General features: G+C 43.4%; 12 protein-coding genes. 4 read left to right on the top strand and 8 right to left on the bottom strand.

Going from position 1 to position 19,451, the window contains the following annotated elements; translation table 11 throughout:
* Positions 1-25 precede the first annotated feature (25 nt).
* Complete coding sequence (locus QE390_RS21020) at positions 26-2,572, bottom strand: TonB-dependent receptor (protein ID WP_307143697.1); 2,547 nt, start codon at positions 2,570-2,572, stop codon at positions 26-28.
* 289 nt (positions 2,573-2,861) lie between these two features.
* The gene (locus QE390_RS21015) at positions 2,862-5,228 is read right to left on the bottom strand and encodes an ABC transporter permease (protein WP_307143696.1); all 2,367 of its coding nucleotides are present in this window, start codon (positions 5,226-5,228) and stop codon (positions 2,862-2,864) included.
* 552 nt (positions 5,229-5,780) lie between these two features.
* Here QE390_RS21015 and QE390_RS21010 point away from each other — a divergent pair.
* Genes QE390_RS21010 through QE390_RS20995 form a run of 4 tightly spaced genes read left to right on the top strand, consistent with a single transcriptional unit; the run spans position 5,781 to position 11,761 of the window.
* The gene (locus tag QE390_RS21010) at positions 5,781-7,223 is read left to right on the top strand and encodes a DUF3526 domain-containing protein (RefSeq protein WP_307143695.1); all 1,443 of its coding nucleotides are present in this window, start codon (positions 5,781-5,783) and stop codon (positions 7,221-7,223) included.
* On the top strand, positions 7,220-8,611 hold the full coding sequence (locus tag QE390_RS21005) for a DUF3526 domain-containing protein (RefSeq protein WP_307143694.1): 1,392 nt from the start codon (positions 7,220-7,222) through the stop codon (positions 8,609-8,611). Before QE390_RS21010 ends, QE390_RS21005 begins: the two co-directional genes overlap by 4 nt.
* Positions 8,604-9,299, top strand: a complete 696-nt coding sequence (locus QE390_RS21000) for an ABC transporter ATP-binding protein (RefSeq protein WP_307143693.1) — start codon at positions 8,604-8,606, stop codon at positions 9,297-9,299. Before QE390_RS21005 ends, QE390_RS21000 begins: the two co-directional genes overlap by 8 nt.
* An 11-nt stretch (positions 9,300-9,310) precedes the next feature.
* Positions 9,311-11,761 (top strand): TonB-dependent receptor, encoded by a 2,451-nt coding sequence (locus tag QE390_RS20995; RefSeq protein ID WP_307143692.1) that lies wholly within the window; start codon positions 9,311-9,313, stop codon positions 11,759-11,761.
* Between the two features lie 404 nt (positions 11,762-12,165).
* Here the strand turns inward: QE390_RS20995 and QE390_RS20990 are convergent, their stop codons facing one another.
* The 6 genes from QE390_RS20990 to QE390_RS20965 form a co-directional block, all read right to left on the bottom strand.
* Complete coding sequence (locus QE390_RS20990) at positions 12,166-15,588, bottom strand: T9SS type A sorting domain-containing protein (RefSeq protein ID WP_307143691.1); 3,423 nt, start codon at positions 15,586-15,588, stop codon at positions 12,166-12,168.
* 144 nt (positions 15,589-15,732) lie between these two features.
* A complete protein-coding gene (locus QE390_RS20985; protein ID WP_307143690.1) occupies positions 15,733-16,212 on the bottom strand; it encodes a hypothetical protein in 480 nt (159 codons plus the stop codon).
* 71 nt (positions 16,213-16,283) lie between these two features.
* Entirely contained in the window at positions 16,284-16,991 is a 708-nt protein-coding gene (locus QE390_RS20980; protein ID WP_307143688.1) for an outer membrane beta-barrel protein, read from the bottom strand.
* Between the two features lie 45 nt (positions 16,992-17,036).
* Positions 17,037-18,077, bottom strand: a complete 1,041-nt coding sequence (locus QE390_RS20975) for a hypothetical protein (RefSeq protein ID WP_307143687.1) — start codon at positions 18,075-18,077, stop codon at positions 17,037-17,039.
* Positions 18,078-18,107: 30 nt separating this feature from the next.
* Positions 18,108-18,782, bottom strand: coding sequence for a hypothetical protein (locus QE390_RS20970; RefSeq protein WP_307143686.1), 675 nt, complete (start codon positions 18,780-18,782; stop codon positions 18,108-18,110).
* A 220-nt stretch (positions 18,783-19,002) separates the two neighbouring features.
* Positions 19,003-19,413 (bottom strand): LytTR family transcriptional regulator DNA-binding domain-containing protein, encoded by a 411-nt coding sequence (locus QE390_RS20965; RefSeq protein ID WP_307143685.1) that lies wholly within the window; start codon positions 19,411-19,413, stop codon positions 19,003-19,005.
* Between the last annotated feature and the right edge of the window lie 38 nt (positions 19,414-19,451).

Here is a 19,451-nt window from a genome sequence, read left to right as displayed (position 1 = left end):
ACCAAGTTAGTGTCTTCAACGAACCTTACTTCCGCCTGGGCTCCCAAACCACATTAGTGTAATAAAACCCACCAATACCCGGCCCCCCGATAAAGGTGTAATAGGATTTGTTCATAAGATTTGTTCCGCCTGCTTTCAGCAACAGGCCCAGTTTAGGCAATTGATAACTAAGCTGGGCATCCACGGTGTTAATGGCCGCGACCCTTCCAGAAGCAAGTTCAGATTGCCACAGAAAGGCACTCTGGTATTTATAGCTGACTGAAAAACCCAGGCCCGACCAGAGGTTTGCGTTTGAAGCACTTACATTGGTAATCCATTGAGGCGTATTAAAGGCACTTTCTAGGCCATCCCCCTTTTCAGCCCGGTCCAAACGAGCAAAAGACACATTTCCTGCCAACGACCACTGAGAAGTTAAACTATACCGCAAGGCCGCACTCGCTCCGTAGTTATAAACCCGACTTTGCGAATTTGTCCAGAGCCGATACCGATCCTGCGTGGTTGAGCTGGACAAGTAATAACCCAGTGAATCGGCATTACTACCGCGTGGAATATTGGCATTGACCTGAGCCATGAAATTCCGGTAAGCCGTATAATAAAATTCGCCATCGACGTAGAGTCGTTGCTTCAGCCACAGGCCTTTATAACCCACTTCAAAGCTATTTACCTGCTCGGGTTTCAGGTAGGTATAAGGACTTTTTCGTAACAAGCCTTTGTTCTTTTCTATCGCCTGAGCAGTCGTTAGCCCATTGGTATTGATATCGGTATTAATGGCCGCCTGGAACGCATCGATGGACGTTCGCAGGTAAGCCCGTTCGTAAATGTTTTGGGACATAATGGGTAAACCTCCTACCCTTTTTACGCCTCCTGAAATCACATTCGAAAAGGCTTCAAACAGAGACGGGAAACGATAGCCATTCTGATACGAAAGACGGAAGTTGTGCAGTTCGGTTGGGCTATATACCGCCGCGACGCGGGGATTTAGCCGGGCAGTGAAATAACTGTTTTTATCCACCCGAAGTGAACCCGTTACTTTTAACTGATCATCGAAAAAGCCCCGGGCCGCCTGAAGAAAAGCTCCTTGCTTACCATAGATTAGGTTTTGTCCGGGTCTGGCGGGATTAACGAAATAGTTACCATCGGGATACACTACATAACGACGAAAGTCAAAGCCCACCAACAGATCAATTCCTGTTTGCTCACGGAAATTTTTCCAGTGTTCTTTCGTCGGCTGAAACTGCCCTTCGGCGTGATACATCCAGGACTTTACCTGCAAAGCCGCTCCCGTATCCCAGTTATTAATGTGCCGGAGTCGCTCTAGCAAGGCCTCGTATGACTGCGTTCCCGGTATGGGACGCCCCTGATCGGCGGTTTTACGGGATTGTTGTAAAGCATTGGTTACGGAAACATCGGCTGCCCGTAAGGTATTAAATGCACTGGTGAAATCTGAAAACCACTGGTTATCAGACTTGAAGAAACGGTCGATATTCTCGGCCATTGAGCGGATGTTATAGGAAGAGCCCGTATTTTCGCTCGAACGATACAAACGTAACTGAACCGAAGGCGAACGCAGTGTTACACTGTGTTGATCGAGCCGGTAATCTTCCAGTCGAAAACGATTGGTACGCTGGTAAACATTGTTGAGCGTGGCTCCCTGATAGGTATAGATCAGTTCCGTTCTGGGGTTAATCCGGTAATGCAGAGACACGTCTCCCCGCAGATTCATCAGGTTATAATCCGTAGCTTCCGCTTCGTAATACCCCGTTCGGGCTACAACGTAATTTCTACCTCCCAATCGCAAGGTACGACGATTGGCAGCTTCGTTTCCGTAACTACTGACAGGATCTAAAGCGGGATTATCCAGGCCAGACAGACCCAGGGAGCTATTTACATTTGGACTCAAATCCTGCTGATTCGCAGCAATCCAGTCATACCCCCGTTGGTAAACCAGATTTACTTTAAAGGCAAATTTGTTTTTAAAGGCCTGAGCATACCGCAGACTAGTTTCTGAGAAAAGTTTAGCTGACGTCGCCGATTCTCCCACATGGTTAATACCCGTTTTCTGAGCAATACTAAACCCTTGTGAATCAAATGGATTTCGGGTAATGATATTTACCAGACCATTCAGGGCATTCATGCCGTACAAAGCCGAAGCCACGCCAGGAACTACCTCCACCTGCTGAATATCCAGATCAGACGGAGCCAGGGCGTTGGCAATGGGAGCCCCAATGTGCGGAGCCTGATTATCCCGGCCGTCTACTAATTGTACAAATCGAACATTGGTTGTATTAGCAAAGCCACGAGTGTTGTACACCTTAAAGCCTAAACTCGGCGTAAGAATCTGAATGCCTTTTAGATTCTCAATGGCATCAAAATACGAAGGCTGGGCGGACTGACGAATCCGGCGGGCGTCAAGCATTTCAATACTAACGGGCGATTTAAGAATGGATTCCGGTAGTCGAGAAGCCGAGATCACCACCTCTCCCAACTCGCGTGATCGGATCGAATCCGGGCGTGGAATGGTATCATTCGAAACCGTAACTAAGGTTAAATAGAGAAAAGTAGAATGGAGCATAGGTTCGGTTTCAAACGCTGACTAACGAATTTATCGTTATATTTTATAGAACATAACGATAAATGAAACCGATTTGTTAACAGAGAGGAGATATGAAAATTAAAAGGGCGAAAAACCCAAATAGGTTTTTCAGAAAAGCATATTAATGTACCTTTCTCCATTTACCTTCAGCGAATGGAGAAAGGTACATTGATTGTAAAGTTTTCCCTAACTGAACTTAAAAAACCTCCCAGGGTAAGGTTAGTGATAGTAGCGAACTTTGTATACGTGATTAGGCAGGTAAAGACCCCTATTCACTTTTCAGCGTTTTAACCGGATTCAAAAGAGCCGCTTTAATGCCCTGGACACTAACCGTTAGAAAGGCAACCACCAACGCCACCAGGCCCGCCCCTACAAAAATCCATCCTGATAGTTCGATCCGGTAAGCAAAGCCTCCCAACCATTCACTCATGGCATACCAAGCCAGAGGAGCAGCCAGTAAACTGGCACCCAGTACCAACGTAAGCAAATCCCTGGAAAGCAAAGCGACAATTCCTGGAATGGATGCTCCCAATACTTTACGAATGCCAATTTCTTTGGTTCGCTGCTCTGCTGTGAAGGCCGCCAGTCCGAACAAACCTAAGCAGGAAATAACGATAGCCAGACTGGCAAATACATTAGCAAATACACTCACCACTTTTTCCTTCTCATATAATCTTTCATAGTCTGCCTCAGCAAATTGAAAGCTAAAAGGATAGTCGGGGTTAAAACGCTGGTAAAGAGACTTGATCTGAGCAAGAGCCGTTTGGGTCTGACCCGGCTGGATTCGAATTATAATCGTTTGCTCTGAAGCGTTTTTATTAAGTCGAATGATGAGAGGCTCAATGGCTTTCTGTAAAGACCCGAAATGGAAATCCTTTACTACCCCAATAATCTTACCCGGTTTATTCCAAACCGATAGATCTTTGCCCAGCGGATCAGCATAGGGTAAACGCTTAGCTGCCGCTTCGTTAATCAAATAATTGCTTGAATCCGTGGCTAACGCGGAGGAAAAGTCACGTCCCTGTACTTCGAGCTTTAATGTTTTTATCAAATCATACCCTACGGACTGAATTTGAAATTCAGTACTCTGGTTGCTGGCTTTACCACTCCATTCCACACTATTCGTACTATTCCCGAAATCCGATAACCGATCATTAACCCTGGTTATACTCTGAATAGTAGCCTGCCGCATCAGCTCTTGCTTAAACGTTTCGTAGTTGGCAGCCACCTTACCTTCCGCCGTTAAGTAGATCAAATTTCCCTTCTCATAGCCCAGATTTTTGGTTTGCATGTAATGGAGCTGCCGGTAAACTACCAGCGTTCCGATGATCAGAAGAATGGATAACGTGAATTGAAAAATCACTAACCCCTGGCGAAAGCTCAGGGCCCCTCCAGCCAAACGGAAAGCACTTTTAAGTACCCGAACGGGTTGCAGGGAAGACAGATAAAGGGCTGGATAACTTCCTGAGAGTAAACCTACAAATGTCCACAGTCCAATCAGAGCCAGCCAGAAAGTAGGGCTGGTTAAAGGCAACTCCATCTGCTTTGCCGTTAAGGCGTTGAAAGCAGGCAAGGCCAGTGAAGCCAGTTCAAGAGCCAGCACCAGGGCGGGTAATGTTAACAAGAGGGCTTCGCTCAGGAATTGTCCAATCAGCTCTTTTTGACCAGCTCCCAATACCTTTCGCACGCCTACTTCTTTCGCTCGTTTCACCGAACGAGCCGTAGCCAGATTCATGAAATTAATACAGGCGATTAACAAAAGGAAGACGGCTACCACGCTAAACAACCGGACGTATTCAATCCGACCTCCAGTGGCATACCCACTCGACAAGTCTGAATAGAGGTGAGCTTTGGTTTCTGGTTGTAGAAACAATTCTATGTTGAAACCGGACCCAAGGCCTGCGTGTCTGCCCTGCAAAAACGACTTAATCTTTGCGTCAAAGGCAGCGGCATTCGTTCCAGGTTTTAATTGTATACGAGTTTGAGGGCTACTCGTTCCCCACTCTTTCGCCCAGGTCGTACGAGTCATGAAGTCAGACCAGCTTAATAGAAAATCATACTTATCTTCTACGGAGGTAGGGACATCTTCAAACACGGCTGAAACCTGATAATCAATTTGATGATCAAGCCGTATCGTTTTACCCATCGCTTGCGTAGCTCCCCCGAATAAGGCTTGAGCCATTTGCTGAGAGATGGCTATACTCGAGGGGTCCTGGAGAGCAGTTGCTGGGTTTCCCACCAGTAGAGGAAGGTCGTACATGCGAAACCAGTCCGCCCCGGCAGACCGGCCCATAAGTCGTAATATTTTTTCCTGAGCATGAACCAGGTGCGGCTCTTCCCAGGTCAATCCCGCCGCATAAACGATCTCGGGAAACTGTTGCTTTAGCTCCGGTGGAAGTAACGCTGGCGTTCCGGTAGAAGCACTGACCTCCCCATTGCGAAACTGCCGCTCGTAAATCCGGTACAGATGAGACGCATTTTTATAGTGAGTCCCGATACTGCATTCATCTCGTATCCATAAATAGATGAGTAAACTACCCGCCATCCCCAAAGCCAGGCCAATCACATTAATCATTGAAAAAACCTTATGACGACTCAGGTTGCGTCTTGCAATTTTAAGATGGTTGATAAACATGACGTAGTTCTTTTACACTTCGTGATAGACCTGGCTATACTTCTTGAGACTTATTATACCTTCTATAATCCTGGGTTTAAAACCATGCCTACGCGGAACAACTAGAGTTAATATACTCATACACAACAGATAACTAATTATAACCTGTCCAAAAACGCACAATGACGTGTTCATTTTTGAACGCTACCTTTAACAAAACAGACGAACATACCTATTTATTTTTATTGATGATCTCTGTCATCCAGAGCGGCAGGCTCCTACCTTCCGTTGTAATTCAAGCCTATGATTTGGGTCTTGGGAAGACTTTACTAGCCCCAGCTCCGTCCTATTCCACCGAAGGTATCTCTTTGGGGTCACAATAAGAGTGGGAGGAGTTGGTTTATAACCCTGCATTTTCAAAGCGAATTCGTGAAAAACGCGTTTGGAAAGTAACTAAACCTACGATGTCCAGTAACAGCCTTACTATATTTATTGCAACATTGTTGCAATAAATATAGTAAGGCTGTTACTTTGCAACATTATTGCATTTAGTACCTTAGTTATCCCTTCCCCATGCAACTTCATTTTATCAAAATCATTGCCCGACAGGAATGGAATACCGTTTTCCGAAGCCGCACCACGCGGTTGCTCTACTTCTCGCTGTTGGCCGTCTCGCTGCTGGCGACGATTACCGGGTGGCAGTATGTCAGCAAGTTCAATCGGCAACAAGCGGTGGCCCATCAGCAAGTCCATGATCACTGGATGAGTCAGCCTGATCGGCACCCTCACCGGGTAGCCCATTATGGCTATCTGGTCTTTCGCGAAAAATCGCCACTCAGCTTTTTTGATTTCGGTCTCGACAGCTATGTTGGGAATGCTGTCTTTCTGGAAGCACACCGCCAAAATACAATCAACCTGAGTGAAGCCAGTTTCTCTAATGGCATGTTACGGTTTGGCGAGCTAAGTTTAGCCCTAGTCATCCAATTGCTGGTGCCGTTACTGATTGTTTTTATTGGCTTTTCAACCATCGCCGGACTAAAACAAAACGGCGTACTGAAAATTCTGCTTTGCCAGCGTGCTTCTTTCTTTGACCTTCTGGTAGGTAAAACAGCGGGGCTCACCGCTGCGGTCTGGGCTTTATTCCTACCGCTTATCTTGATAAGCCTCGTCGCCGGCTCTTTTTTTCTTTCCGATGATGGACTAGGGATAGACTCCTTATTACGTATAGCAATCATCGTTTCTTTATACGCAATCTATTTCCTGATTGTAGGGGTACTGGTCGTAGGAGTATCAGCGGTGAGCACATCGGCCAAAAATGCCTTAATGGTGCTCGTGTCCGGATGGATCCTAAGCGTTGTGGTCATTCCTAAAAGTGCCCAGACCCTGGGGAGTAAGCTTCATGAAGCCCCTAACAAGATTGCCTTCGAACAGGCCATAGAAGCAGAGCTAAGCCAGCAGGGCGATAGCCATGATCCCAACGATCCGCATTTTGCCCAGTTAAAGGCAAGCCTGTTGCAAAAGTATGGCGTCGATTCTGTCCAGGCTCTGCCGTTGAATTACGGAGCACTGGTCATGCAGGAGAGCGAAACCATTAGTTCTGCTTTATTCAGCAAGCACTTTGACCGTCTGATCGGAATCTACCAATCCCAAAACGCCGTTTCCTCAGCCCTGGCTTTCGTTGATCCTTTTCTGGCGATTCGTAACCTGTCGATGAATCTTTGCGGTACTGATTTCAACTCATTTACCGCTTTTCAGCAACAGACGGAACACTACCGCTACCAAAAATCGCAAAGGCTTAATCAGATTCATTTGACTCAAATCCGTTACAAAAACGACGGTCAGCAAAAGGTTAGTGCTAAAAACTGGCAGCAGATGCCCGATTTCACGTTTCAACCGATTACGATCACAGAGAGCCTTTCGACGGCGGGGGTTAGTCTGGCCGCACTGACTTGTTGGGTCCTGGCGGGCTTTGGTGCTTTATACTACATCTCTTCCAAACGCAACTATTTGTTATGAAACCTTACCGAAACGTACTGCGACTGGAATTAAGGCATTTTCTAAGGAACAAGGCGGTAGTTCTAGGGGCGATCAGCCTACTGGCTTTTGCCTTTTACAGCTTTTTCCACGGAAACCAGGTGATTGAGCATCAGCAGCAAACCATCGCTTCCGTGCCTTCCGTGCAAAAACATCACTTGCAGCAAATCGTCGCTCATGGGGCCGGAAAAGTGGCCGGTACCACCGCCTATTATCCGTTTTTTTATACGATCAACCCGCCTACGCCCTGGGCTCGATTTACCCTGGGTCAACGTGACGTTCATCCCTATACGCTAAAAGTAAAAATGCTCGCTATTGAAGGGCAGCTCTACGATTCGGAGCTAACGAATCCGCTCAATTTACTGGTGGGAAATCTGGACGCTGCTTTCGTATTTCTATTTTTATTCCCGTTGCTCATCATCGCGTTAAGCTATAACGTCCTTTCAGAAGAGCAGGAAACGGGTGTCTGGAACATCGTGCATACCTCGACGGCTCAGTTAGGTCGAACCATTGCCGGGAAACTGCTGGTTCGGTTTGGAGTGTTGCTGGTACTCACATTAGCCGTTTTTGCAGCGGCTTGCTTTTGCCTGCGACTTCCATTTTCTGGGCCTACCTTTCAACTGCTGTTGGTTGTCTTGATTTATGTACTGTTTTGGTTCGCGGTCGCAGCCCTGATCGTTTCTTTAGGCAAACGCTCTTCCTTCAATGCCACTGCATTGATTTGCATATGGATCTTTCTGGCCGTTCTTCTTCCGGGGATGGCGAACACCCTCGTTAATAGCAACATACCCATCCCCGAAGCCAGCGAAACGACGATTCGTCAACGAGAGGGCTACCACGCTAAATGGGACGCCCCTAAAAAAACCACTATGGAAAAGTTCTATGCGGTGTATCCTCAGTATCGCCATTATCCGATTCCTGATGATAAATATTCGCCCGGCTGGTACTATGCCATGCAATTTTCGGGCGATCTGGAGTCGAAACATGCCTCGGAACAACTTTTCGAAAAATTAGGCCAAAGGCAAAATCTGTCCGAAATCATGGGATGGTTTAACCCGCTTATCGCAGCCCAACAAGCCTTGAACCAGGTAGCCAATACCGACCTTGAAAGTCACGTACGTTACCTGCAATCGGTTAAAGCCCATCATCGTCAGATCCGGGAATATTTTTATCCGCACATTTTTGAAGACACTCCTACCGAAAAACTGGATTGGGCTGGCTTTCCGCCTTATCAGCCGGTCGGTTATGGAAACGAACCACCTACTGCTGGCATCCTGGTGATCCTGGTTTGGTCCTTTGCCTTTTTAGGACTAGCCCTGCTTTCGTTTAAAAGAAATTTCCTGACGATTAAAGATTTAACCAATGATTGAAGCCAAAAACCTCACGAAACGATACGGCAACCATACCGCAGTAAACAAGCTGGATTTACTTATTCAGCCGGGTGAAATTTTTGCGTTGCTCGGTCAGAACGGTGCCGGAAAAACTACCACAATCAACCTTTTTTTGGGCTTTGTTAAACCCAGCGAAGGTTCTGCTTTTATTAACGGCATCTCGGTGGCCGACCAGCCGCAGGAAATCAAACCCTACCTGGCTTATATCCCCGAAACGGTCATGCTCTACCCCAACCTGACTGGTATCGAAAATCTCGAATATTTCTCTTCGCTGGCAGGTTTTGCGTATTCCAGAGAAGAACTGGGGTCCTTGCTTTCAGCGGCGGGGCTACAAGTGCAGGCTTTCGATCAGCAGCTTTCCGGTTACTCCAAAGGTATGCGGCAGAAGGTAGGCATTGCCATCGCCGTAGCCAAGAAAGCAAAAGCACTCCTGCTCGATGAGCCGACCAGTGGACTAGACCCCAAAGCCTCCAACGAATTTTCGGAAATCATTCAGACACTGGCCTCCAAGGGTACTGCCATCCTGATGACCACCCACGACATTTTCCGGGCTAAAGAAGTAGCCAGCCGCATTGGCATCATGAAAGAAGGAGTTCTTCAATCCATCATTAATGCCGATACGATCTCAGCGAACGAATTGGAAAGTCTTTATCTCAAAACAGTTTAATTACCCCTTTTATGATCAGAGTTTTTACGCTTCTTCTTCTATTCACCACTTTACAAATCCACGCTCAGCAGATTACTGGGTCTGTTTCAGATGCGGCCACTGGCTCCAAAGTTTCGGGGGCCAGCGTGAAGTTACTTGGTTCGGGCAAAGGAACCGTTACCGATTCAGTGGGTTTCTTTATACTTCCAGGCAAAGGAACCATCCAGGTCACCGCCGTAGGCTACAAAACGGAGCGACGGGTTGCCGGAAATGATTTTCTTAGCATTGAATTACTACCGGAGGTCAATCAGTTACAAACGGTGGAAGTGACGGGTCGCCTCGCCAAAGACTACAGCGGCGATTATTCGTTTTCTGCTACCCGAATTTCAACGCCCAATAAAGACATCCCGCAGTCCATTACCTCCCTTACTAAAGAATTAATTACGGATCGGCAGGCTTTTCAATTGGGCGATGCCGTTAAGATCGCCAGCGGCGTGATTCCTTCCAGCTACTACAACCAGTACACCATTCGGGGGATCAGCCAGAATGAGGAAGGCCAGATTATTAATGGCATGCGTACCCGGCAATACTATTTTCTGCAACCACTGACGGCTAATATCGAGCGAGTAGAAGTGATTAAAGGACCCGCCAGTGCGACTTTCTCTTCCGTAGATCCGGGCGGAAGTATCAATTTGGTGACGAAAAAGCCCCTGGCTGTCCAACGGAAAGAAGTCTCGCTGGGCGGAGGAAGTTTCAGCACGTTTCGCGGCACGTTGGATTTCACCGGCCCACTCAATGAGTCGAAAACCGTGCTTTACCGTCTGAACGGAGCCTACCAGCAGGCCCGTTCCTTCCGCGACCTGGTGAATAATAAATCCATTCTTATTTCACCTTCTTTGAGCTATATCCCGAACCCTAAAACGGCATTGAACGCGGAGCTGATCTACAGCGACATGAATGGCGTGCTTGATCGTGGACAACCTATTTTCGGAGCCGTGGCCGGACAGACACGGCTTAACAGCACCTCCACCCGACTCAACCTAGGAGCACCGAATGATTACTTCCGCTCTAAGGAATTGATTTTGATGGGAAGCCTTTCGCATAAGTTTAGTTCGAAGATCGGACTAAACGCCGCCTATATGAAGCAGTCCTGGACGGAAGATTTGCGTGAACACCGTACCACCAATGCTTTCGCCCCCAATATCAAAAATGAGCCCGTAACCAATCTGGCTGCCATGCAATTTGTACAACGCCAGCAATTTTGGAACACCGACAATTTGAACGCTTACCTAAATTTTGATTTCAACACGGGCAAGATGGGTCATAAGCTTCTGCTGGGCTATGATCTGACGAGTTGGAACAAGCTCAAAGGCGGTGGACAAAATGCGGCCCGAGGTTTTCTATTGAAAGACGGTACGGTAGCCAGTTCATTTGTCTTGGCGAATGCCGCTAACTATCAGACGATTACTTCCAACGGGGTGGTGTTGCCTAAGCCGAATGTGAATTATTTCGATCTGCAAAACCCTCAATATACCCTCCGCAATGTCGAAGATTATACCATGAATGTCAGAACGGCACTTCCAGCAGCCCTGACTACCACTCATGCGATTTACCTTCAGGAGCAACTTCAACTGGGGAAAGTGCTGGTGCTGCTCGGACTTCGTAACGACTGGTTTGAAGATATTACCAACTACAGATCTCCTAATGCTAGTAAGGTGAACAAATCCGCCTTGCTTCCCCGAGTCGGACTTACCTATACGGTCAACCCGTCCGTCAATGTGTATGGTACCTATCTGGAAGGCTTTCAACCGCAATCCAATACAGTAACGCTTATGCCGCAAACTGGTAGTTTACCCGCCGGAAGTCAGTTTGATCCCTTGCGAAGCAGTTTGAAAGAGGTGGGCACTAAAACTTCTTTTTTCCAGAACCGTATGCACATGAATGTGGCCCTGTATGAAATTATTCAGAAAAATATTCTCATGAACGCCAACGACCCGGTTAATCCAGATCGGCTAGTCACCCGAGGAGCTGAACGCAGTCGAGGAATTGAATGGGAACTGGCTGGCTATCTTACCCCCGAATGGCAGGTAAATGCGTCGTACAGCTTCATCGATGCGATCATTACCCGCGACCAGGACGAAAGTTTGATTGGTGCCCGTAAACAAAACACCCCCCGGCACAGTGCAAACCTGTGGACACGCTATAATTTCAGCAGTGCATCGGCGTTGAAAGACTTAGGCGTTGGGCTGGGGGTGCAATATCAGGGCGATAAAGTGCCCTGGTTTACCAGAAGTTTCATGATACCGGCATTCACCGTTTTTGATGCTGCTTTCTACTATACACCCGCTAAAAGCAACGTTCAACTAGCCATGAACGTGAATAATTTGTTTGATCAGACGTACTGGCTCGGAGCTCAAAACTACCTCCGCCTTTTCCCCGGTGCCCCCAGGAATGCGACGGTTACGCTGACGTTTCGGTTTTAATAGCTAGTCCGCAACCTGAACCTGTTACCACCATAGCCTACGCTTGGTAAAATGGGAGTATTATGTTTCCAACATAACACTCCCATTTTTTGATTTCACTTAGATACTATTCCATTACTTAATGCCAAGTAATGGAATAGTATCTAAGTGATCAATTGATTGCTTGATGTTTAACCTCCCAAATGATATGTCATTAAATAATTACAAAAACTTAAAATTTACTTCCAACACTGAAAAGTAACCGAAATCTTTGCACACCTCTGATAAACTATGCTTTTACTTTATTTTTAATTGCTATTTACAATATTTCATAAACCTTATTTATAATAATATATCTCAATTCATTTTAATATCTCCTCAATGAAATACATAGCCTATAAGTCCTTGTGAAGTTTCAAATAAAATTACTTTACTAACAATTTTTGAATATAGACAATTGAACCCGTATTTATCTTGATGAGATATAAGCCAGAAGCTAACGTTCCTAGCTGCAATTGCGTTGTATTCTTCTCTGGATGTGTTACTGTTACCTCTACATTTCTTCCCATGATATCTAAGGCTGACACATGCTCAGCCCTAAGAAGTAGATCAATTCGGAAGCTAGCTCCAGTTTCGATAGGGTTAGGGTATAGGGTTAGCTTCGTTATATCATTTTCCTTCATTAAAGAAACTGTACGTGACTTGCTGTAACTACCATCCTCATCAACTGAATGTAAGCGGTAATACACCAGATCAGGAAAAGTTGAAAGTTGTGTGTCTTTGTAGGTATAATTTTGTTTAGTATTACTAATTCTTTTGGCTCGAAGCTGACCAATGGTTTCAAATTTTACCCCATCTAAACTTCTGGTAATTTCAAAGTGAGAATTATTTCTTTCGAAGCCTGTTTGCCATTCTAATAACGCTTCACTATTTACCTCACGGGCTGAAAAACTAATCAGTCTAACCGGTAAAGGCACACTTCCTGTTTTGACAAAAAAACCGCTAAACCCAATAACATGGAAGCTAATTTCCCAACGACTGGCTCCATAATTCCAGACGATGTCCCCATCATCTGGATCAATTGTTTCAATACTTCCTCCGTAAGAGTTGGGTAATCCAGAATTATCATTGCTACTACCAGAACGTTTTTCAATCAATAAATTAGCTTTACCAATAGCATCATCTGGACTGGATGGTAAATGAACAGTCGCAAGGGCATTGAAATCATCAAATTCAGCCTGCGTAAAATAAAGGGTTACTTTGCTTTTAGCAGTTTGAGAATTGCTGGAAGGGGTAATTTCGTAGTGTCGTTTAACAAAAGAAGAAGTTAGAGTCGAATCAATCCAAACCTTGGCAGTAGTAGTTCCCATAGTTGCTCCAGTAGTGGTAAGTGAAGCAATGATTTGACAGGAATTATCGATAAATGTAACGCTCCCGGACGAGCTAATACTGGAGTTAGTTGTGGATGCTGCTAGGGTGCTTGAATTTTCTGGGCTAACTAAATAAACTTTATTGTTTATGCCTAATATAGGATAGTTGTAAATCGGGTTAAATGCTAGAAAAAAGACACCCGCAGTTCCGGCAGTAGACATACAAGGATCAACAGGCCCACGAATACCATTAATCCCACTGCCTGTTATTATTTTACCAGTGGGAAACATTAAATAGTTCCCATTCGTCAGAGCTACTATTGGATTTGTCCCGTCAAAACGAGTTACCTCATTACCGACTATTGAATTTAAAGCACTTACCACACCCGAGATCCCTTTAGTTCCATCCCCCCAGGTAACAGCTCCAGCTTCAGCAATAGCTCCATCATCCCAAGAGGAGCTGGCAACCACATAATTTCCATTAGATAAAGGAGTAACACCTGCCCCACCAATCCAGTCATTAGTAGAATTTCCCACTAACGAGTTGATACCACTAATAGTACCTACCGTACCAGTTCTTCCATTACCCCAAGTGACGGCTCCGGCATCAGTAATATTCGCATTGTCCCAATTCGTGCTTCTTACCACATAATTTCCATTGGACAAAGCAATGATCCCACAATCGTCATAGCTAATACCAAGTGTTGCATTACTACCAATCCGATCATCCTCTCTACTACCAACTAAAGAATTATTGCTTGTAATATACCCTGAAATGCCGGTAGACCCATTTCCCCAGGTGACAGCTCCTGCATTACTAATATTGCCATTATCCCAAAAATAGCTTCTTACTACATAGTTACCATTCGTTAAAGCAATAACTCCGGCATTTTTACCGTCCCGATCGAAGCGACCAAAACCTACCATGTCATAGTTAGTGCCTCCAATTAAGGAATTAGAATTTGAGACAAGCCCTACCGTACCTGTTTTACCATTGCCCCAAGTGATAGCTCCGGCATATTTTACATCTTGATTGTTCCAATAGGGGCTACTTATTACATAATTTCCATTCTGTAATGCAGTAACTCCACCTATTCCTATCTGGTCTTGTACGCTAGTACCTATCAGGGAGTTTGTACTATTGATAAAGCCGGTAATACCCTTTTTGCCATCGCCCCAAGTAACTGCCCCCAACATAGTATAATTACCATTACTCCAATTGGGGCTACAAACTACATAGTCTCCGTTAGCAAGAGCTATGATTCCATCCTCTCCAGCATTACCAAAATAAATCCCATTCCCAATTTGATCACAAACATTTCCTATCAAAGAGTTTTCGCTACTGACGATTCCCGATATCCCTTTTGTGCCATCACCCCAAGTGACCGCTCCGGCAGAGCTATTCCAATCGTAACTACTCACAACATAATTCCCATTATTTAAAGCAACAACTACACCTCGTCCTACTAAATCACTTTGTCTACTTCCTACTAAAGAATTATTACTCGTAATGATCCCAGTAATTCCAGTAGTGCCATTTGCCCAAGTCACAGCTCCCACATCAATCATTCCTTCGTTATCCCAAAATGGGCATCTAACGACGTAATTACCGTTAGTCAAAGCAATAACTCCGCCAAATTCTTTATTATCATACCAGTAGCCCCCAACTGAATCATTTTGTCTACTTCCTACTAAAGAATTATTACTCGTAATGATCCCAGTAATTCCAGTAGTGCCATTTCCCCAAGTTACTGCTCCTGCATTAACAATAGTTCCATTATCCCAATAGGGGCTACACACCACATAATTACCATTCGTTAAAGCAGTGATACCAAGTGGAACATCAATGTAATTATAATAATCTCGACCAATTTGATCATCATTTGTACTGCCCACTAGAGAATTTGTACTGCTGATGATCCCTGAAATACCCGTAACTCCATTTCCCCAGGTGACGGCTCCCGCATCAACGATAGTTCCATTATCCCAAACTGTACTGCTAACTACATAATTTCCATTAACTAAGGGAATTATGCCACCTAATCCTACTTGATCATTAGTGGAAGTTCCCACTAATGAATTTGTGCTGCTAATTACTCCAGCTATTCCGGCAGTACCACTGCCCCAAGTAACGGCCCCCGCTTGTCTGATTCCTTCATTATTCCAATAAGGGCTTCGGACTACATAGTTACCATTTGCCAAAGCCGTAACTCCGCCACTACCAACTCTATCATATCCTACGCTACCTGTTAATTTGCTAATTAGTGAATGAGTTTTTCCATCATAGAGATATACGGCTCCAACGTAAGCATCAATGCCGTTACTCCAATAAGGATCTGTGACTACATAATTACCATTGGTGAGAACAGTAATGGTATGGCCAAACTCAATACTCCCAGATGGAGTTGTTACGGTAGGCTGGGCTATAGCATGAAACCCTAGCAACATATATAGGCTTAGTAAAAGTTGCTTATACATATGATAAATATGAGTAAGAAGTTAGAAATAGATATTGAATTAATTTCCAAAGTATACTTTACATTAGATAAATAAGGCATCAAACTACTACTACTTATATGAATGAATTATTTATTCAATTTTCTAAAGTTGAATAAATAATTATCAATAAAACTTTAACTTAAATCTTCCATTTATAATGCTTATTTTTTCTTTTTTTTCATTATATGCATCATAGTAAAAAATTCCTTCCACTTCATAATTATTTACTTTTGTAATTGTACACGAGCCAATATTCATATCACCATTTAAATTCACATTAGTATTATATATTTCGAATCTATTTTTAGTAAAATATCCGTATGATATAGGTAACACTTTAGGTTTTCCATCCAGACCTCCTATCGTAACAAACCCTATATTTATTTTTTCATCATTGTTATCAGCTCCTACCATAAACCAGCCTTTATTTGTTGGACCATCAACTTTATTGGAAGCCTCACCTTGATCAGATCTCCATATATATTTTTCACCATCAACAGTGGCTTCTACGAAATAAGATTGGGAATTGGCAGGTTCAACAGAAGATTTCTTACAACTAGTTAAGAATACGACTAGAATAATTAATATAAACAGATTTTTCATAATCAGTTAGTAGTGTTCACTTCACTAAATTTAAGTATTTATTATAAATTAAGTTATTCATTTTCAAACACTTATAAGTCAAATAAATACACCGCTTTCATCCCAATCACTAAATTCCGGGCGAAGTATTCAGGTATATATTTGGCGGATGTATTCCATTTAGAAATAGACGGTTGAATATGAAAACCAACCTCCAGCGGGTATCGGCCTACTTCTAATTGTTTTACCAGACCAATACTAAACCCGAGTTCCACTGGTTTGACCATATCAACCCTGTCATTGCCAATCGATAAATTCCCTGTATATTCTCCATAATAACTGTCCGTACTTCTATATTTATTTTTGGCTGATACGGCAATCCCACCAACCACGCCAAATTCCAGTCGAAAATCATTTGACCCCACAGCTGCACTTAGAAGTAAAGGTAACTCCAGATAATTAAGTGAATAAGTAGATCTTACTTTAGCTGAGACGCCGTAGTCTGATATTTTGTAAGTAGTGTTACCTCCTTTGCCATTAAGAATCAGACCTGTTCTAAAACTTAATCGATCAGTAAAAGGATAATCAAGCAGAGCACCAATCTGCATTTTTAAGGCCGGGCCCGTACTTATAGATACATTACTATAGGTTGAATTAAAATCATTCAGAGCATTTTTAAGGGCTGTTGAATAATTGATATTGGCGACTTGCAAACCTACTACGGGAGCAATTCTCCAGTCTTGACCATGAGTAACACCTCCCCATAACATGGAGATCAATAGAAGTAGATTTTTTTTCATGAGTAATTGAGAAAATTATAGTAAGAAATAGAAGATAACTCTTTACTAATTTAGAACACAAGCCGCTGCCATTTGAACCTGTTTGGCCCGGTTCGGATTAACTGTATCCTCGGCATAATTTCGGTTGTAAAAATTCAAACGGTATTTGGCAATGGGGGTTAGCGTCAAGGTTTTTGCCTGAGCCTCGTTCAAGGTGTAATACATTAACATTTCCGTTTCCAGTGAATAGCCACTCCCTGAAAAATCTGATTCAGAATGTTCCGCTGGTAAAAACTCCATAACCGATTTATCCTCTAACAAAAACATTAGGGGCTTATCACTACTAACGAACAAAGAATGAATCCCTGGTTTACTAGCATAGAGGACTAGTGTAAAGTTCTCATTGTCCCGCCTGAAAATCAGCGAAACCTCCAGATCTTCAATACCAAAGACATTTGCACTACCTCTACCAACAGTTGCATTGAGCAACGTAGCTCCCAATTTTTTCCCTCGTAAAGTCACCATTGAAGCCTTTACCGTTTTCTTAGTAAATTCATCATACCAAGTTTTACAATCAGAAGTAGACACATTAGAAACTGCTGTTTTCTTTGCAGAACTAGACTGTTTTACTTTTGGAGTGAGGCGAGTAGGAGTAGTAGGAGTAACGGCTGGAGTAGTTGCTGGACTCGTAGTCATCATCACTTTAATAATGGCTTCCGCTACTTTTGCCGTTTTTAATTGAATCACGCCATCGGTTGAAGTATTAAACTGAGTAGCTCCAGCCTGAATACGCTGAGTAATGAGTTTTCGTGAAAAACCCGCATTGTAGAGCTGAATGATATTTTCGTTCGTAAGAATATCGTTTGGTTTTGTTACAGCCAGCATTGCCTCAATAATTCCTTCAGCAATATTTACGCTTTTTAGTGCCAGCATGCCAGGAACACTCATATCAAACTGACCCATGGAATTATTGATTTTTTCGACAATCAGTCTACGAGATGCCTTTGCCTGGTCCATGGCAATAATGTTCTGATTAGTCAGGATCTCCTGAGCCTGAAGCGAGAAGCTCAGGCAAAACAGCAAACCTATAAGTCTATACGTCAACATGATATTTGTGTAGTTTATGGAAGGTGTGGATTATTGAATTGCCATAAGCTGAGACGGTCGTGAATCATTCGACGGTTGTTTCGTTAAACGAAATCCGTTAGTGCGTTCAGAAAACCCGTCGGCATCCTTAAAAACCCGGCAGTCTCCGATATTGATCAGTATTTTTCCAGGGTCATCTTTTTCTACCAGAATCAAGGATGATTGCAAATTTTGAATGCCGGTCGGGGTAAGTTCTCCAGAATAAATCTCAAAAGATTTATGTGTAGCTACAGAACTATTCTCTTCTGTTGTGCCATTAGCTTCAAGAAAAACGGTAAAATAATTTCCATTACCACTAATAAAGGCCCCATTACCCGTAAACTGGTATGTACCTTTTTCACTTTTACCTTTCATATCAATAGTTAATGACTTATTGTTCTGATTGTAAAAACCTAAGGTCATACTATTATAGACATCCCCTATCTTATCATCAGGGCGGTTAGACTCCATCAAATGGTTAGGAGCATGGAGAAAGAATCCTTCAAAAGAAGGCGGGGTTTTGCCTTCGTACAGGACCATTCCATTCTTACGAACTGTATCAATGGCCCATTTAGGAACAACTTTATTAATCTGGTCAGAAAAACCTGAACTTTGTTTGGGTTTACAACTCAGAGCAACCAAACTGAACAGAAGTCCATTTAAGAAGAAAATAGATAGTCTTTTCATTTTGTAAAATAATTAGTTAAAGCCAAGTGACACCTGAATAAGTATTATGTACGAGAAAATCAAACGTATAATGTCCTTACTAATACAGTAAAATACTATCCAACATCGTGATGACTAAAGCTTGGATAGTTACTACCCCCTATAGGACAAAAAAGTCAATACACATCCGTCATAAGTTTTCACATAAAACTTATGAAATACCTTTTTTACGTAGTTTGTATTACTCAGAATCTGTCCTTTCGAAAGAACCCGTATTGTTGTTTTTTTCTTTTGTACGAATCAGAGGCATTATTAATAGTAAGCTCTGCCTTATTGCTGAATTAATAGGAACTTCCCGCCCGGCCAACTCAATCTTTTTAACTCCTACACTTTCTAAGTGCCTGACATTAATTGCTAAATGTCTTGAAACACGTAAAATTAAAGGATCTGAAAGTTGTTTCAAAAACGATGATAGATAAGTAGTTATTAACAATTGTTCACCAGAAGTCATAGTTAATAAAACATATGCCTGCTGAGCTTCTAGCTGTATAATAGAATCCTTCCGTATACGGCGGTATTCTTTCTGGTTATAAACAAAAATGAAATCTTTCATTAATACTGCTTTTACTTCTTCGAATACGTTGGAATTCATACGTCTACATTGTTCATCTCTACCATATATTGTATTAC

This window comes from Siphonobacter sp. SORGH_AS_1065 (genome assembly GCF_030818595.1).
Classification (GTDB): Bacteria; Bacteroidota; Bacteroidia; order Cytophagales; family Spirosomataceae; genus Siphonobacter.
This window is presented reverse-complemented; position numbering and strand designations above follow the sequence as displayed.

Coding starts and splice junctions, on each gene's coding strand:
- QE390_RS20995 (WP_307143692.1), top strand. CDS start 9,311: ATGATCAGAGTTTTTACGCTTCTTCTTCTATTCACCACTTTACAAATC.
- QE390_RS20985 (WP_307143690.1), bottom strand. CDS start 16,212: ATGAAAAATCTGTTTATATTAATTATTCTAGTCGTATTCTTAACTAGT.
- QE390_RS20965 (WP_307143685.1), bottom strand. CDS start 19,413: ATGAATTCCAACGTATTCGAAGAAGTAAAAGCAGTATTAATGAAAGAT.
- QE390_RS21000 (WP_307143693.1), top strand. CDS start 8,604: ATGATTGAAGCCAAAAACCTCACGAAACGATACGGCAACCATACCGCA.
- QE390_RS20975 (WP_307143687.1), bottom strand. CDS start 18,077: ATGTTGACGTATAGACTTATAGGTTTGCTGTTTTGCCTGAGCTTCTCG.
- QE390_RS21015 (WP_307143696.1), bottom strand. CDS start 5,228: ATGTTTATCAACCATCTTAAAATTGCAAGACGCAACCTGAGTCGTCAT.
- QE390_RS20970 (WP_307143686.1), bottom strand. CDS start 18,782: ATGAAAAGACTATCTATTTTCTTCTTAAATGGACTTCTGTTCAGTTTG.
- QE390_RS21020 (WP_307143697.1), bottom strand. CDS start 2,572: ATGCTCCATTCTACTTTTCTCTATTTAACCTTAGTTACGGTTTCGAAT.
- QE390_RS21010 (WP_307143695.1), top strand. CDS start 5,781: ATGCAACTTCATTTTATCAAAATCATTGCCCGACAGGAATGGAATACC.
- QE390_RS20980 (WP_307143688.1), bottom strand. CDS start 16,991: ATGAAAAAAAATCTACTTCTATTGATCTCCATGTTATGGGGAGGTGTT.
- QE390_RS21005 (WP_307143694.1), top strand. CDS start 7,220: ATGAAACCTTACCGAAACGTACTGCGACTGGAATTAAGGCATTTTCTA.
- QE390_RS20990 (WP_307143691.1), bottom strand. CDS start 15,588: ATGTATAAGCAACTTTTACTAAGCCTATATATGTTGCTAGGGTTTCAT.